The 15491-nt window shown below is 40.0% G+C and carries 14 protein-coding genes; 10 read left to right on the top strand and 4 right to left on the bottom strand.

Features of this window, described 5'->3' with window-relative positions; all coding sequences use genetic code 11:
- The first annotated feature begins 43 nt into the window (after window positions 1–43).
- Window positions 44–1381 carry a type I glutamate--ammonia ligase gene (gene glnA / locus ACFO3P_RS19345; RefSeq protein ID WP_042534295.1) on the top strand — a complete coding sequence of 446 codons (1338 nt, stop codon included), beginning with the start codon at window positions 44–46 and terminating at the stop codon, window positions 1379–1381.
- A 225-nt stretch (window positions 1382–1606) separates the two neighbouring features.
- Here glnA and ACFO3P_RS19350 read toward each other — a convergent pair whose 3' ends face one another.
- The 3 genes from ACFO3P_RS19350 to ACFO3P_RS19360 all read right to left on the bottom strand — a co-directional run bounded on the left by ACFO3P_RS19350 (window position 1607) and on the right by ACFO3P_RS19360 (window position 4185).
- Window positions 1607–2101 (bottom strand): hypothetical protein, encoded by a 495-nt coding sequence (locus ACFO3P_RS19350; RefSeq protein WP_042534293.1) that lies wholly within the window; start codon window positions 2099–2101, stop codon window positions 1607–1609.
- A 123-nt stretch (window positions 2102–2224) separates the two neighbouring features.
- A complete protein-coding gene (locus tag ACFO3P_RS19355) occupies window positions 2225–3622 on the bottom strand; it encodes an aspartate kinase (RefSeq protein WP_289584807.1) in 1398 nt (465 codons plus the stop codon).
- A gap of 329 nt (window positions 3623–3951) precedes the next feature.
- Window positions 3952–4185 carry a DUF2627 family protein gene (locus ACFO3P_RS19360; RefSeq protein WP_042534289.1) on the bottom strand — a complete coding sequence of 78 codons (234 nt, stop codon included), beginning with the start codon at window positions 4183–4185 and terminating at the stop codon, window positions 3952–3954.
- Window positions 4186–4397: 212 nt separating this feature from the next.
- Here ACFO3P_RS19360 and ACFO3P_RS19365 point away from each other — a divergent pair, with 212 nt between their 5' ends.
- The 9 genes from ACFO3P_RS19365 (at window position 4398) to ACFO3P_RS19405 (ending at window position 15200) form a co-directional block, all read left to right on the top strand.
- The gene (locus tag ACFO3P_RS19365; protein WP_256704738.1) at window positions 4398–6440 is read left to right on the top strand and encodes a sigma 54-interacting transcriptional regulator; all 2043 of its coding nucleotides are present in this window, start codon (window positions 4398–4400) and stop codon (window positions 6438–6440) included.
- A gap of 191 nt (window positions 6441–6631) precedes the next feature.
- Window positions 6632–7729 carry a Glu/Leu/Phe/Val family dehydrogenase gene (locus ACFO3P_RS19370; protein WP_256704737.1) on the top strand — a complete coding sequence of 366 codons (1098 nt, stop codon included), beginning with the start codon at window positions 6632–6634 and terminating at the stop codon, window positions 7727–7729.
- Window positions 7730–7790: 61 nt separating this feature from the next.
- Window positions 7791–8885 carry a butyrate kinase gene (buk, locus tag ACFO3P_RS19375; protein ID WP_256704736.1) on the top strand — a complete coding sequence of 365 codons (1095 nt, stop codon included), beginning with the start codon at window positions 7791–7793 and terminating at the stop codon, window positions 8883–8885.
- Complete coding sequence (gene lpdA / locus ACFO3P_RS19380; protein ID WP_379542593.1) at window positions 8886–10307, top strand: dihydrolipoyl dehydrogenase; 1422 nt, start codon at window positions 8886–8888, stop codon at window positions 10305–10307.
- A 58-nt stretch (window positions 10308–10365) separates the two neighbouring features.
- Window positions 10366–11370, top strand: coding sequence for a thiamine pyrophosphate-dependent dehydrogenase E1 component subunit alpha (locus tag ACFO3P_RS19385; RefSeq protein ID WP_256704734.1), 1005 nt, complete (start codon window positions 10366–10368; stop codon window positions 11368–11370).
- Window positions 11371–11372: 2 nt separating this feature from the next.
- A complete protein-coding gene (locus ACFO3P_RS19390) occupies window positions 11373–12356 on the top strand; it encodes an alpha-ketoacid dehydrogenase subunit beta (protein ID WP_042534277.1) in 984 nt (327 codons plus the stop codon).
- 14 nt (window positions 12357–12370) lie between these two features.
- Window positions 12371–13642, top strand: coding sequence for a dihydrolipoamide acetyltransferase family protein (locus tag ACFO3P_RS19395; RefSeq protein ID WP_042534275.1), 1272 nt, complete (start codon window positions 12371–12373; stop codon window positions 13640–13642).
- A 78-nt stretch (window positions 13643–13720) separates the two neighbouring features.
- On the top strand, window positions 13721–14152 hold the full coding sequence (locus ACFO3P_RS19400) for a BrxA/BrxB family bacilliredoxin (RefSeq protein WP_042534274.1): 432 nt from the start codon (window positions 13721–13723) through the stop codon (window positions 14150–14152).
- 67 nt (window positions 14153–14219) lie between these two features.
- On the top strand, window positions 14220–15200 hold the full coding sequence (locus ACFO3P_RS19405) for an aromatic acid exporter family protein (RefSeq protein ID WP_042534272.1): 981 nt from the start codon (window positions 14220–14222) through the stop codon (window positions 15198–15200).
- Between the two features lie 82 nt (window positions 15201–15282).
- On the opposite strand, the gene ACFO3P_RS19410 is transcribed toward ACFO3P_RS19405, so the two are convergent.
- Entirely contained in the window at window positions 15283–15411 is a 129-nt protein-coding gene (locus ACFO3P_RS19410) for a DUF4044 domain-containing protein (protein WP_139089138.1), read from the bottom strand.
- Window positions 15412–15491 lie beyond the last annotated feature (80 nt).

Genomic DNA, 15491 nt, shown 5'->3' on the forward strand with positions numbered 1-15491 from the left:
GGTTTTCTTTTCATACTTAAATGAATTTTTAGGAGGAGAACAAATGGCTAAGAAATTAACCAGAGAAGAAATTATTACACAGATTAAAGAGGAGAATGTACGTTTTATCCGCCTGCAGTTTACAGATATGCTCGGAACCATTAAAAACGTTGAAATCCCTTTAAGCCAGCTTGACAAAGCATTAGATAATAAAATGGCTTTTGACGGGTCCAGCATCGAAGGGTTTGTCCGTATTGAAGAATCAGATATGCTCTTGCATCCTGATTTGGATACATTCATTGTATTCCCTTGGACTTCTGAAAAAGGAAAAGTGGCGCGTTTTATCTGTGATATCTATAATCCGGATGGTACTCCTTTTGCAGGCTGCCCGCGTTATAACCTGAAACGCAACCTGAAAAAAATGGAGGAATTAGGATTTGATGCATTTAATATTGGTGCGGAGCCGGAGTTCTTCTTATTCAAATTGGATGAAAACAGAGAACCTACACTGGAATTGAATGACCACGGCGGTTATTTTGACTTAGCGCCGACAGACCTGGGTGAAAACTGCCGACGTGATATTGTATTAGAGCTGGAAGAAATGGGCTTTGAAATTGAAGCATCTCACCATGAGGTTGCCCCTGGACAGCATGAAATTGATTTTAAATATTCGGATGCAGTGAAGCATGCAGATGATATTCAAACCTTCAAGCTGGTAGTAAAAACCATTGCCAGAAAGCATAATTTACACGCTACATTTATGCCGAAACCATTATTTGGAGTGAATGGATCAGGAATGCATGTAAATATGTCCCTTTTCTCAGGAAAAGAAAATAAATTTTACGATACAAAAGGTGAGTTAGAACTAAGTCAGACAGCTTATCAGTTTATCGCCGGCATTATTGATCATGCGACAAACTTTACAGCGATAACAAATCCTACAGTCAACTCTTATAAGCGTCTTGTACCCGGATACGAAGCGCCTTGTTACGTGGCATGGTCTGCATCTAACCGCAGCCCGCTTGTTCGTATCCCGAGCTCACGCGGTTTAAGTACTCGTGTAGAAGTACGAAGTGTTGACCCGGCTGCTAACCCGTATATGGCATTATCCGTACTATTAGCTTCTGGCTTAGACGGCATTAAGAGAAAGTTAGACGTGCCAGAATCTGTCGACCGCAACATTTATGTTATGAATAAAGCAGAGCGCGAAGAGAATGGTGTGAAAGATTTACCGTCTACTTTAAAAGAAGCAATGGATTTGCTTGAGCAGGATGAAGTGCTTGTTGAATCTTTAGGAGAGCATTTATTCGAACACTTTATTGAAGCAAAAGATATTGAGTGGGATATGTTCCGTACAACTGTGCACCCATGGGAGCGCGAGCAGTATCTGACGAACTATTAATTCAGACGTAAAGAATTACTATCTCTTAAACATTAATAAATAACAGCTGTTTAGGTACTGTGCATAGACTTTTTGTTTTAGCACAGTACCTTTTTTTGTGAAAGGGACAGATTTTGGATGCGTGGAATAATTCGAAAAAATATGATGGAATGGTTTTTTATTGCTCTTGTAAATAAAGACACGCAAGCAGTTCGTGCTTCAACCTGCTTGCGTGTCTTTATTTGTTTACTTTTGATTCCTGCGATATAAGATAAATCCAGATCCGGTTAAAATAGGCGTAGCTATAGAGAGAGCAAAAATAAAACGATGCGCCGTCTGGTCAGAGAAGTGAGAGGAAATGTAAATGGATTCTACATCTCCGCCCTGACATTGTATGCGGTCAAAATGAGAGTACTCGCCATCATTGGTAAAAAGGTGAGTTACCTCTGTATCTGAAAAGGTGACTTCTGTATTTTTAGAATCCAAAGAAACTTCTTCACTATTCTTTTCTGTAATGCACCGCACTTCATTTGCATTAGTTGTTGCCGGGTAGGCCCAAATTTCTGTGGTTTTACGATTGTCTGCCGGCGAGAAGGATTCATTTATTTCTATTCCACTTGCTGATAATTCTCCTGGGAATGCTGCTTTTTGATATACCATCCAAATACCTAACGGACCGACTATAATACAAAGCATGCAAGATATTGCAAGTAAGGAGGTGATTTTTTTAGCATTTTTCATAACTAAAACACCTTTCTGTCAGTAGATAGCTGTTATACTATACGTTTGCAAAACGGGATTTGTTTCAAAAAACATCGCATGAGAGCGAAATTTTGCTCTCATGCGATGTTTTATGCTTTCGTATTATTGATGGCCTCTTGCGACTGCAGAAGGGAAAGTTAAATTGGATTCATCCTCTGTGAAAAATTCTTTGTACAGCGACTGAATTGCTTTTTCCAAATCAACTGCGTGAACACCGAACATCATGGATACTTCTGAAGAGCCTTGGTTAATCATATCAATATTGATACCCGCTTTAGCAAACGATGCGGTAGCTTTAGCGGCAACACCAATTGTGTTTACCAATCCTTCTCCGACCACCATAACAACAGCCAGGTCACGATGAATACTTACGGTATCCACATGCAATTCATTGCGGATACGGTCAATAACAATCTGTTCCTTTTCAGGTGTGAAAAGATGATCTCTGAAAATAACAGACATATCATCAATTCCAGAAGGTGCATGCTCGAAGGAGATTCCTTCATCTTCAAAAATATTTAACAGCTTTCGGCCAAACCCGACTTCCCGGTTCATCAGGAATTTACTGACGTATAAGCTGCAGAAGCCGACGTCGCTTGCTATGCCTACTACACATTGATCTGTGGAATCTCTTTCTGCAACAACCATTGTGCCGGGAGCTTCCGGGTTGTTGGTGTTTTTGATACAGACCGGGATTTCTTCTTTAAAAGCCGGGATAAGCGCTTCGTCGTGAAATACAGAAAAGCCGGCATAAGATAATTCCCGCATTTCCTTATATGTTAGAACAGTAATATCTTTAGGATTTTCTACGAAGTTTGGATTTACCGCAAACACTGAATCAACGTCTGTGAAATTTTCGTACAAGCTTGCTTTGGTACCTGCAGCTAAGATAGCTCCAGTAATATCGGAACCGCCCCGGGAGAAGGTAACTAAATCATTATTTTCGGTATAACCAAAGAATCCGGGGACGACAGATACACCTTCGCGTTCTCTGAGTTTATAAATTCTAGAAAAGCTTTCCGGCAATAATTGAGCATTTCCAGGTTCATTACTGACAAAAATTCCAGCCTCTTTTGGATTGACATAGCTTGCATTTAAGCCTAAATGCTTTAAATAAGCACTTACGATTTTAGCAGAACTGTCTTCACCGATGGATTTTAAAGCATCAAGCTGTGCCATAGGTGATATATCAAACTGAAGATACTTTTCAATGGTTTGCTGAATATCTTCTAAAATAGACTGGTCAAGGCCCAAATCCTCTATTATTTCTTGAAATCTAACCATGATGTTTTGTAACTGCAAATCATGATCTTGATTTTGCTGTTTTGCATAACAAAGCTCGATTAATAAGTCTGTCATTTTTACGTCATCTGAGAAGCGTTTCCCTGGTGCAGATACAACAATCACTTTTCGGGAGGAATCAGACTTAATGATATTCGCTACCTTTTTAATCTGTTTTGCATTTGCTACAGAACTTCCTCCAAATTTTGCTACTTTCATTTACATGATACCCCATTTCAAAATTCCCACTATAAACTAGCTATTTTAGTTACGAAGATTTTTAGTGCGTGGTATTTTTTATTTTTACTAATATAACATATTTTCTGTTAAATTAAAGAGGAAAATGAAAAAAAGAAAGAAAAATAACGAAAATACCATTTTTATTCTCTTTGCTGGACAAATGTTTACCATTTTAGGCCATTTAGAAGGAAAAACAAGTGTTTAGCAGGGATGAATCAAATTCCATTTTTAGTATTACTGCAAGCATGAACAGTGTAGCGGAAATGTAGTTTAAATGAAAAAATCCCGTTTCAATGAAACAGGATAGATCAGCTTGCTGATTCCTTTTCTTGACTGCGCTTCTTCCTGTCTCTGTAGACAATAAAACCGCCAAGGAATAACAAACCGCCGAGAAAAAGAATTAAACCAACAATAAATTGAATGCTTCCAAAAATAAAAAATGGATAAAATGTATCAAAAAGCGTATCCCGCATCAATTTAATACCAAAAGCTGCAATCACCCCTGGAATAAATAGGATGATTAAAGCGAGGTTTCTTTGCATAAAAACTCCTGCTCCTTTATAGATATACTTGCAATCATTCATCAATCTTCTGTCCGTTCAGATGCCTCTTTATTTTTAATCAAACAATTTCTTAAAACTTCATTATAAGTATATCAAAATACGTCGAAAAATAGAAATAGAATTCATTTGCTAAATTATGCATGGTATCGTATGATGAAACTGTGCAAATAAATTCAAGGTGGATGAAAAGTATGAAGCAAATTCTGATAGTCGGCGCTGGTAAAGGTGGTACAGCATTATTCCGCCTGTTTAAAGAAACAAAAAGCATGCAGATTTGTGCAATCGTTGACAAGGAAGCAGACGCTCCTGCTATGAAGCTTGCGGAAGAAATGGATGTTCATACAAGTACAGAGTGGAAAGATTGGATTCACCATGACATTGATATTGTAATTAACGTAACAGGCGAAGAGGAATTATTTGAAAAGATGATTGAGCTGTTTCCAAGAAAGACAATTATCATCCCTGGTTCTGTAGCCAATATTATTTATGAATTAATTCATGAGAAAACTGTTTTAACAGATGAGGTAAAAGTACAGGCGAGCCGTTTGGAATTAATTTTAAACCATATGAATGACGGCATGATTGTTGTCAATAAAATGGAACAGGTTCAGCTGTTGAATCGCCGGGCGGAACAAATTCTCGGCAAAAAAGAAAAAGACTACAAAGGGAAGCATATCAAAGATTTACTCAAAACAAGCCGTTTATCTCACGTGTTAAGGAGTCAAAGAAAAGAGTTAAACCAAAAGACAATTTTAGATAATGGCAAGAAAGTGATTGCTTCACGTATCCCCATTATTAATAAAACAGGAGATTTAGTGGGAGCCTTTGCTGTTTTTAAAGACATTACGGAAGTAGTGCAATTAGCAGAAGAAAATACCGATTTAAATGAAATCAAAACCATGCTGGAAGCCATTATTAAATCTTCGGATGAGGCAATCAGTGTGGTGGATGAGCATGGAAAAGGCTTAATTATTAATCCCGCCTATACGAGAATCACTGGTCTGACCGAAGAGGAAGTAATAGGGAAGCCGGCAACAGTAGATATATCTGAAGGGGACAGTGTGCACATGAAGGTCTTAAAAAACCGGCGTGCTGTTCGCGGTGTACATATGAAGGTCGGACCGTCAAAAAAAGATGTTATCGTTAACGGGGCGCCGGTGATTGTACAAGGAAAGATAAAAGGCAGTGTTGGCGTGCTCCATGACGTCAGTGAATTACAATCTGTGACAAGGGAGTTAAAGCGTGCCAGACAAATCATCCGTAATTTGGAAGCAAGGTATACATTCGATGATATTATTGGTAACTCATCCGAAATGAAGCTTGCTTTAGAACAGGCAAAAGTAGCTGCGAAAGCACCGGCTATTGTTCTTTTGAGAGGGGAAACCGGCACCGGCAAAGAATTATTCGCCCATGCAATACACCATGAAAGTGATCGGAAATTTAATAAATTTATTCGTGTGAACTGTGCTGCATTGTCAGAACCAATGCTGGAAAAAGAGCTGTTTGGTTCGGCAGAGGAGCAGGCAGAACATTTGAAAAAAAAGGAAGGTCTGTTTGAACAGGCGAACAATGGAAGCATCTTTCTTGATGAAATTGGTGAATTATCTTTATCAATCCAGGAAAAATTAATCCATGTACTCAAGGAGAACAGAGTCACTCCAGTCGGCGCATCCAATTCGGTGCCGGTTGATGTCCGCGTGATTGCCGGAACGAATACAAATCTGGAGAAGGCTGTGATGAATGAGAAATTTCGTGAAGATCTTTATTATCTCATTAATAAACTTCCAATATCCATCCCATCGCTAAAGGAACGGGAGGAGGATATCCCTGAGTTGGTGGAGCATATCATCCATCAGCTGAACGAAGAATATGGAAAAAATGTGCAAAAGATATCGGATGAAGCGTTAAAAAAACTAATGGCATATCATTGGCCGGGGAATGTCAGGGAAATGGCTAATGTTATCAGTCATTCCATGATATTTATCGGCAACATGGAGGAGCAGATTGAAGTATCTCATTTGCCTAAATTGCAAACGAAAGAAATGACAGCAGGACCGGATATGGTACAGACAGATAAACCATTAAAATTACAGGAAGCGTTAGATCGTTTTGAAAAAAAATACTTGCAGGAAGTGTATCTGCAATGTAATAAAAACAAGACAAAGACAGCAAAAGCGTTACAAATATCTGTCCGCAATTTGTATTATAAGCTTGAAAAATATCAGCTTGAATAAGGTGTCTGCAACATTTTGCAGGGAGGGCAGGTATATCATGCTGTGGAAAATTTACGGAGGGTTCTCCGTGGTAAATAGGGAATACTGACAAATGTATTACAATAGCATACCATTCAGGAGTTGGATTCATTTGTCATTTTAAATAAGTATGTATGATTAGTGAATCACGATGTATTACAGGAGGGGTTAAGATGGAAATCTTCAGTTACTTAGAAAAATACGATTATGAACAGGTACTTTTCTGTCAGGATAAACAATCAGGGCTAAAGGCTATTATTGCCATTCATGACACGACATTAGGACCAGCATTAGGCGGGACCAGAATGTGGACGTATCGTTCAGAAGCAGAAGCTATCGAAGACGCACTGCGTTTAGCTCGTGGAATGACATATAAAAATGCGGCAGCCGGCTTAGATCTCGGCGGCGGAAAAACAGTAATTATCGGAGATCCCAAAAAGGATAAGAATCCGGAAATGTTCCGTGCATTCGGTCGTTATATCCAAAGCTTGAATGGAAGATACATCACTGCTGAGGATGTAGGAACGAATGAATCAGATATGGATCAAATTGCGCTTGAAACAGAATATGTAACGGGATTGTCCTCCTACAGCGGAACTGCCGGCAATCCTTCCCCTGTTACTGCATGGGGAATTTATCAGGGGATGAAAGCAACTGCAAAAGAAGCATTCGGATCAGAATCTTTAGAGGGCAAAGTTGTTGCAGTTCAAGGAGTCGGAAACGTGGCTTACAGCCTATGCGAATTATTGCATGAAGAGGGCGCAGAATTAGTTGTTACAGATATTAATAAGGAAGCTGTGAAGCGTGCGGAAAATGATTTTAATGCCAAAGCAGTCGATCCAGATGATATTTATGATGTGGAATGCGATATCTATGCTCCTTGCGCACTTGGAGCAACCATTAATGATCATACGATACCGAGGCTGAAAGCTAAAGTAATTGCAGGTTCGGCTAATAATCAGCTGCAGAGTCATGAACATGGAGATATTCTGCATCAAAAAGGAATTTTATATGCTCCTGATTATGTGATCAATGCAGGCGGGGTAATCAATGTTGCAGATGAACTGGTTGGTTACAATCGCGATCGCGCTTTACATAATGTACAGCGCATCTATAAAAATCTGGAGCAGGTCTTTGCCATTTCTAATCGTGATCAGGTACCGACTTATATTGCGGCTGATCGTCTGGCTGAGGAAAGAATTCAAGCAAAACAACAATCACGCAGTCAATTTCTTACAAATGAGCGAAATATTTTAGATCGCCGACAATAGAAATTTACTGTTGTACTTATCATTTACAGCTTTGGAAGAACGGCATATTGGAGGGTATTTTGTGAATCAACGTGGTCGTATTTTAGTTATCTACCCCGACTTGTATTTCACCACGATCGGTGTATTTGAAGGAAATCATCTTTTATATCAGCAAAAAATTTCACATAACGAAGATGAACTGCATCGTTTTGAACAGCTGATGGAGCAAGTGCCGTACAGAAAGCAGGCTATATTTGAACAGCTTGATTTGGATGGAATGAATACATCACGTTTTATTAGTGTATGCGGGCGGGGAGGACTATTGCGTCCAATCAGCGGCGGAACGTATAAAGTGAATAACGCGATGCTATATGATTTAAAAACAAATGCTTACGGGGAACATGTATCCAATTTGGGAGCTGTTCTAGCCCATGAAATTGCTGAGAATTTAAATATACAAGCATATATTGTTGACCCGCCGGTAGTAGATGAACTGCAAACCATTGCAAAATATACAGGTATACCGGAAATAGAGAGAGCCAGTATCTTTCATTCGCTAAATCATCGTCATGCCGGCCGGATTGCGGCAAAACAAATTGGTTCAGCCTATCATTCGTTAAAGCTCATTTCCATTCATATTGCAAGAGGGATTACCATTGCATCCCATCATAGCGGCAAAATTATTGATGTAACGAATGGCGTAGACGGAGAGGGTCCGTTTACTATCGATCGATCCGGCAGTATACCGTTAAAAGGATTTCTGACTTATCTATCTGAACAATACACTACAGATGAAGATTTTTTGTGGAATCATGTCCAGCAGGATGGGGGAATCAAAGCATATCTGCATACAGAGGACCCTTCCATCATCCGTTCCCGGCTGACGAAAGGTGATCAGTATACGAAAGAAGTAATTGAGGCACAGGCATACCAGATTGCTAAAGAAATTGGAGCAATGAGCACGGTATTGCATGGAGAAGTAGATGGCATTGTTTTTACTGGAAAAATCAATGAAAATGATTTTGTTATTGATGCGGTTATTCCAAGAGTCAATTGGATTGCCGATGTGATGGTGTTTCCTGGTAAAAATGATTTAGAAGCGATGAATGAGGGCGTATTAGAGGTTTTAAACAATACCCAGAAAGAAAAGATATATGTTGCAGAGGAGGCAAATTAGATGGCAACTGAGTACGATTTAGTCATTTTAGGGGGCGGAACAGGAGGCTATGTTTCTGCTATTCGTGCCACTCAATTAGGCATGAAAGTGGCAATAGTAGAGAAATCTGAGCTGGGAGGGACCTGCTTACACAGAGGCTGCATACCCTCTAAAGCATTACTTCGCAGTGCAGAGGTTTTTCAGCAGACAAAAAAAGCAGATGCATTCGGAGTAGAGGTAAACGAACCAGTCTTAAACTTTTCAAAAGTCCAGCAGAGAAAAAATGAGATTATTGAACAGCTGCATAAAGGTGTCCAGGGTTTAATGAAAAAGGGAAAGATTGATGTCTATCAAGGGTTCGGCCGCATTCTTGGACCAAGTATCTTTTCTCCAATGCCTGGAACTATCTCTGTTGAATATGAAAATGGAAATGAAAATGATATGCTGCTTCCTAAAAATGTTTTAATTGCGACCGGATCGCAGCCGAATACATTACCTGGTCTGGACTTTGACGGTGAGTACCTCATCAGCTCAAATGAAGCTTTAGAAATGAAGGACCTGCCTAAATCAATGCTTATTGTAGGCGGCGGAGTTATTGGCATCGAATGGGCCTCCATGCTAAACGATTTTGGAGTTGATGTAACCGTCTTGGAATTTCAAAAGCAAATCTTGCCGACAGAGGATAAAGATATCGCAAAAGAGATGGAAAAACAGTTGAAAAAAAGAGGCGTCAATATTATAACCGGAGCCAATGTTCAGACGGATACAATAGAAAAAAATAACGGCATCGTGATAGAAGCAGTAATCGGTGATAAAAAAGAAAGATTTGAAGCTGACAGACTGCTTGTATCTGTCGGCAGAAAAGCGAATATCCAAAATATTGGTTTAGAGAATACGGAAATTCAAATTTCTAATCATACGATTGACACAAACGCGTTTTATCAAACAAAAGAATCAGATATTTACGCTATTGGCGATGTTATTGGAGGCATGCAGCTGGCTCATGTGGCTTCCCATGAGGGAATTGCTGCTGTGGAGCATATGGCAGGGGAATATACCCAAGAGATAGACTACCAGACGGTATCAAGCTGTATCTATGCCAGTCCGGAAGCTGCAAGTGTCGGCTTGACGGAAACACAGGCCAAAGAAGAAGGATATGACCTTGTCATCGGCAAGTTCCCATTTAAAGCAGTAGGAAAGGCATTGGTTTATGGTGAATCAGATGGTTTTGTCAAAATAATCACAGATAAAAAGACACAGGATTTAATTGGGGTTCATATGATTGGTCCCCATGTGACAGATATGATAACAGAAGCTGGATTAGCAAAAGTGCTCGACGCAACAGCATGGGAAATCAGCCAGACTATTCACCCGCATCCGTCCTTATCAGAAATTATCGGTGAAGCAGCACTGGCAGTCGACGGGTTACAAATTCATGGTTAAACTATCTGGGCAGTCTGCATGATGTCATCATGTGAAATGGCTGAAGGAGGGAAAAATAATGACAGAAACATCTTGGGAAAATGTAAGTGATGAGATGGCTTTAGAAATGTTTGAAATGATGTTATTAGCAAGAAAAATTGACGAAAGAATGTGGTTGTTAAACCGCTCGGGGAAAATACCATTCGTCGTTTCCTGTCAGGGACAGGAAGCAGCACAGGTCGGAGCGGCCTTTGGTCTGGATCGAACGGTCGATTATACCGCTCCGTACTATCGGGATCTGGGTCTTGTATTAGGCTTTGGAATGACAGCAAAAGAATTAATGTTATCTGCCTTTGCCAAAGCTGAGGATCCAAATTCAGGCGGACGTCAAATGCCTGGTCATTTCGGACAGAAGAAAAATCGTATTTTAACCGGTTCTTCTCCAGTAACAACACAGGTTCCTCATGCAGTAGGCGTTGCATTAGCAGCGAAAATGGATAAAAAGGATATTGCGACCTTTGTGACATTAGGAGAGGGCTCTTCTAATCAGGGTGATTTTCATGAAGGATTAAACTTTGCCGGTGTTCATCAGCTGCCGGTGATCACCATGGTGGAAAATAATAAGTATGCTATTTCTGTTCCGTATGATAAGCAGGTAGCCAGCAAAACGGTTTCAGAGAGGGCATCATCTTATGGCATGCCGGGAGTTACTGTGGACGGGAATGATCCAATAGCTGTGTATCAAACTGTAAAAGAAGCGAGAGAACGAGCGGTAAAAGGAGAGGGGCCGACATTGATTGAAGCGGTAACCTATCGTTTTACTGCCCATTCCAGTGATGATGATGACAGTGCTTATCGTGAAATGGATGAAGTAAAAGAAGCTAAAAAGAAGGATTCCATTGTTACGTTTGCTGAAAAGCTAAAAGAAAAGAAAATAATGGATGAAGCCAAAGAAAAAGAAATTCATGATAAAGTCAATAAACTTGTTAATGAAGCAACAGAATATGCAGAAGAAGCCCCATATGCAGCTCCAGAGGATACGTTGAAGTATGTTTATGAGGAATTGGATAAGGGAGGGGAATAATCATGCCTGTGATGTCTTATATACAAGCAATTACAAAAGCTTTAAAGGAAGAAATGCAAAGAGATGAGAATGTCTTTATTCTTGGGGAAGATGTAGGGAAAAAGGGCGGCGTATTTAAAGCAACAGACGGGCTGTACGATATGTTTGGTGAAGAACGTGTATTAGATACCCCATTAGCGGAATCAGCAATTGCCGGTGTTGCTATCGGTGCAGCTATGTATGGGAAACGGCCGATTGCTGAGATGCAGTTTGCAGATTTTATTATGCCTGCGGTCAACCAGATTGTTTCCGAAGCAGCCAAAATACGCTATCGCTCCAATAATGATTGGGATTGTCCGATAACCATCCGTGCTCCATACGGCGGCGGGATACATGGTGCTTTATATCATTCCCAATCAGTAGAAGCATTGTTTGCGAATCAGCCGGGATTAAAAATTGTTATGCCGTCGAATCCATATGATGCGAAAGGATTATTAAAGGCATCAATCCGAGATAATGACCCTGTTCTATTTTTTGAACATAAACGTGCGTATCGTCTGTTAAAGGAAGAGGTTCCGGAAGAGGATTATGTTCTGCCAATCGGTAAAGCAGATGTAAAAAGAGAAGGGGATGATATTACTGTCATCACTTATGGACTTTGTGTTCACTTTGCATTGCAGGCTGCGGAAAGATTAGCAGCAGATGGCATTCATGCGCATATTCTTGATTTACGTACGGTATATCCGTTAGATCAAGAAGCTATAATTGAGGCAGCCAGTAAGACTGGAAAAGTTTTGCTTGTTACAGAGGATAATAAAGAAGGCAGTGTAATGAGTGAAGTGGCTGCAATTATTTCGGAAAACTGCTTATTTGACCTGGATTCACCTATTGAACGCCTGGCAGGTCCGGATGTTCCGGCAATGCCTTATGCACCGTCCATGGAAAAATACTTTATGTTAAATCCGGATAAAGTGGAAAAAGCAATGCGTGACCTTGCAGAATATTAATTGGAGGTAGAAATATGAGTGTGGAAAAAATGACAATGCCTCAGCTTGGTGAGAGTGTAACAGAGGGAACGATTAGTACCTGGCTGGTTTCCGTCGGGGATCAAGTGAATAAATACGACCCGATTGCTGAAGTGATGACGGATAAAGTAAACGCCGAAATCCCATCTTCTTATACAGGTAAAATAACAGAGCTTGCAGCAGAAGAAGGGGAAACGGTAGAAGTTGGTTCCCTAATCTGTTATATAGAGACAGAGCAAGCCGCTTCAGAGGATGCGGAAGCAGCTCCTGAAAAAGAAACAAATACAGTGGAAAAGGACACAGCTGAGCATGCTGAAAATACAGAAAGCTCTATGAAAAAAAGATATTCACCGGCAGTACTACGTTTATCTCAAGAGCACAGCATTGATTTGAACCAAATCGAAGGAACGGGCAGAGGAGGCAGAATTACCAGAAAAGATGTGGAAAAACACATTGGAAGCAGTGCTTCTGCGCAAGAAGAACCAGCCCCTTCACAAGAAAAGAAATCAGATACTGCTGCTGGAAAAGAAACACCTGCTGCGCAAAAAGAAAGTATCCAAAGCGCAGCAGGAGATATTGAAATCCCTGTAAAAGGTGTCCGGAAAGTAATTGCAGAGAATATGGTCCGGTCCACACAGGAAATCCCGCATGCATGGATGCAGGTGGAAGTAGATGTTACAGATTTAGTAAAATACCGGAACAGTGTAAAGGAATCATTTAAGCAGCAGGAAGGCTTTTCGTTAACTCCTTTTGCTTTCTTTGTAAAAGCTGTGGCTCAAGGTTTAAAAGAATTTCCTGAATTAAACAGCATGTGGGCCGGAGATAAAATTATTCAGAAAAAAGATATACATTTATCCATTGCTGTGGCGAAAGACAAAGAATTATTTGTTCCAGTTATTAAGCATGCAGATGAAAAAACGATTAAAGCCATTGCCCGTGATATTACTACCTTAGCATCCAAAGCACGTCAGGGTAAGCTGTCACCGGAGGATATGCAGGGCGGTACCTTTACTGTCAACAATACAGGCTCCTTTGGTTCGGTTTCGTCAATGGGAGTAATCAATTCGCCGCAAGCAGCGATTTTACAAGTCGAATCTATCGTAAAACGGCCTGTCATTATCAATGATATGTTTGCTGCCCGCGATATGGTGAATTTATCTCTTTCTTTAGACCATCGTATTTTAGACGGTCTTGTATGCGGAAGATTTTTATCTAGTGTGAAAGAAATCCTTGAAGGGATGAACGACTCAACTATAACCCTTTATTAAGCCAACACGAATAGATTGAATTTTTAACTGCTAGCTGATAAGCTATAATTATATTTTAAGTAAAAAGGGTGAAGTACAATGGATTTCGATTTATTTATGCAGGATGTTGTTAACGTTGCAAGAACAGATATAACAGAATCAGGTTATGAGGAAGCACGTACAGCAGAGGAAGTAGATGCCGCGCTGACTCGTGAAGGAACTACACTTGTCATGGTGAATTCAACATGCGGCTGTGCCGGCGGTGTAGCCCGTCCAGCAGCAGGGAATGCGATTCATTATGATAAGCGTCCAGATCACTTAGTCACGGTGTTTGCCGGACAGGATAAAGAAGCGACAGAGCAGGCAAGAACTTATTTTGAAGGATATCCGCCATCCTCTCCTTGTTTCGCATTGCTTAAGGACGGAAAAATCCTTGATATGGTAGAGCGGAATGAGATTGAAGGACATAGCGCCATGGAAGTATCTGCGAAGCTTCAAGGCCTGTTTGATCAATATTGCGAAGAAGTATAAGAGATATTAAAAGGCTGTCATCAGGCAGCCTTCTTTGTGTATTCTTATATCAGGAGGTTTATAAAGGGTGAAAATTGGATATCGTACCCTAAAAACTGCTATCGGAACTCCCATTGCAATTTCGTTGGCACAATGGGTTGGTCTTTCAAATTTTATTTCCGCTGGAATATTAACGATTCTCTGTATCCAGCCGTCGAGAAAATCTTCTTTTTTAAGTGCGTGGCAGCGGTTTATTGCATGTACAGCAGCCGTTGTTTTTTCATGTGTTATTTTTGAATTAATAGGCTATCATACAATTTCTATATTTTTACTGCTTCTTTTATTTATTCCAGCAACGGTTAGATTAAAAGCAACTCCAGGAATTGCATCCAGTTCCGTTGTCATGCTGAATTTATATGGCTCTGGAGGTGTAACACTTTCTCTGGTCGGCGAGCAGTTCGTTCTAATTACCATTGGGCTGGGGGTAGGACTTCTGTTGAATATTTATATGCCAAGCTTGGATAATAAATTAAAGAAGCTGCAAGCACAGTTAGAAAAGAATTTCAGCCGTATTCTATATGAATATTCTTTGTATATCCGGGATGAAAATGACGCGTGGCAAGGAAAAGAAATAGCAGCTACAGAGGATATCCTGGCTGAAGCAAAACAGTTAGTTATCCGGGATAGAGATAACCATTTATTACGAAATGAGCATACCTATTATAATTATTTTAGGATGAGAGAAAGACAGTTTGAGCTGTTGAAGAAAATGCTTCCGCTTGTTACGCATCTTCCAAAGACAGATCATATTGCCCTTGAGATTGCAGATTTCTTTGAGCGATTATCTAAAGCTGTCCATCCAGGAAATACAGCAATTACTTTTTTAGAGCAGTTAAAAGAATTAAAGCGGGAATTTCACGCGGAGGAGTTACCGGAAACGAGAGAAGCGTTTGAAACAAGGGCGCACTTATTTCAATTATTACATGAAATAGAAGAGTACTTGATTATAAAAAATAAATTCAAAAAAAGTGACGTAACGCCTTGGAAGAAAAGGAAAAAAGAAGCTTAGCTTTTCCTTTTTACATAAGATTGGAACCATATCAAAAGGCTGTGCCAAAATGAAATAATCATTTTGGCACAGCCTTTTATTTTTAAACAAATGCAGCCAGTCCAGCTGTAATTGCTGAAATAAGCATTAGAGCGACCATGAAATAGATAATCATTTTCGTGCGGCGTTCACGTTTTGAACGCTTTTTTTGCACAGATTGCTTTGCTGCCATGAAATATCCCCCTTTAGAATCCGATATCATCTACCGCTATTTTAACGTGAAATGATTCATCCGACAAGCTAATCGTATGG

The sequence above is a fragment of the Oceanobacillus aidingensis genome (assembly GCF_042654105.1).
Lineage (GTDB): Bacteria > Bacillota > Bacilli > Bacillales > Amphibacillaceae > Oceanobacillus > Oceanobacillus oncorhynchi.

What these genes read in the sequence shown, in the direction of transcription:
- ACFO3P_RS19355 (WP_289584807.1), bottom strand. Translation starts at nt 3,622, where the DNA reads ATGAAAGTAGCAAAATTTGGAGGAAGTTCTGTAGCAAATGCAAAACAG.
- glnA (WP_042534295.1), top strand. Translation starts at nt 44, where the DNA reads ATGGCTAAGAAATTAACCAGAGAAGAAATTATTACACAGATTAAAGAG.
- ACFO3P_RS19385 (WP_256704734.1), top strand. Translation starts at nt 10,366, where the DNA reads ATGACAGAAACATCTTGGGAAAATGTAAGTGATGAGATGGCTTTAGAA.
- ACFO3P_RS19390 (WP_042534277.1), top strand. Translation starts at nt 11,373, where the DNA reads ATGCCTGTGATGTCTTATATACAAGCAATTACAAAAGCTTTAAAGGAA.
- ACFO3P_RS19410 (WP_139089138.1), bottom strand. Translation starts at nt 15,411, where the DNA reads ATGGCAGCAAAGCAATCTGTGCAAAAAAAGCGTTCAAAACGTGAACGC.
- ACFO3P_RS19365 (WP_256704738.1), top strand. Translation starts at nt 4,398, where the DNA reads ATGAAGCAAATTCTGATAGTCGGCGCTGGTAAAGGTGGTACAGCATTA.
- ACFO3P_RS19370 (WP_256704737.1), top strand. Translation starts at nt 6,632, where the DNA reads ATGGAAATCTTCAGTTACTTAGAAAAATACGATTATGAACAGGTACTT.
- ACFO3P_RS19360 (WP_042534289.1), bottom strand. Translation starts at nt 4,185, where the DNA reads ATGCAAAGAAACCTCGCTTTAATCATCCTATTTATTCCAGGGGTGATT.
- ACFO3P_RS19350 (WP_042534293.1), bottom strand. Translation starts at nt 2,101, where the DNA reads ATGAAAAATGCTAAAAAAATCACCTCCTTACTTGCAATATCTTGCATG.
- ACFO3P_RS19400 (WP_042534274.1), top strand. Translation starts at nt 13,721, where the DNA reads ATGGATTTCGATTTATTTATGCAGGATGTTGTTAACGTTGCAAGAACA.
- ACFO3P_RS19395 (WP_042534275.1), top strand. Translation starts at nt 12,371, where the DNA reads ATGAGTGTGGAAAAAATGACAATGCCTCAGCTTGGTGAGAGTGTAACA.
- lpdA (WP_379542593.1), top strand. Translation starts at nt 8,886, where the DNA reads ATGGCAACTGAGTACGATTTAGTCATTTTAGGGGGCGGAACAGGAGGC.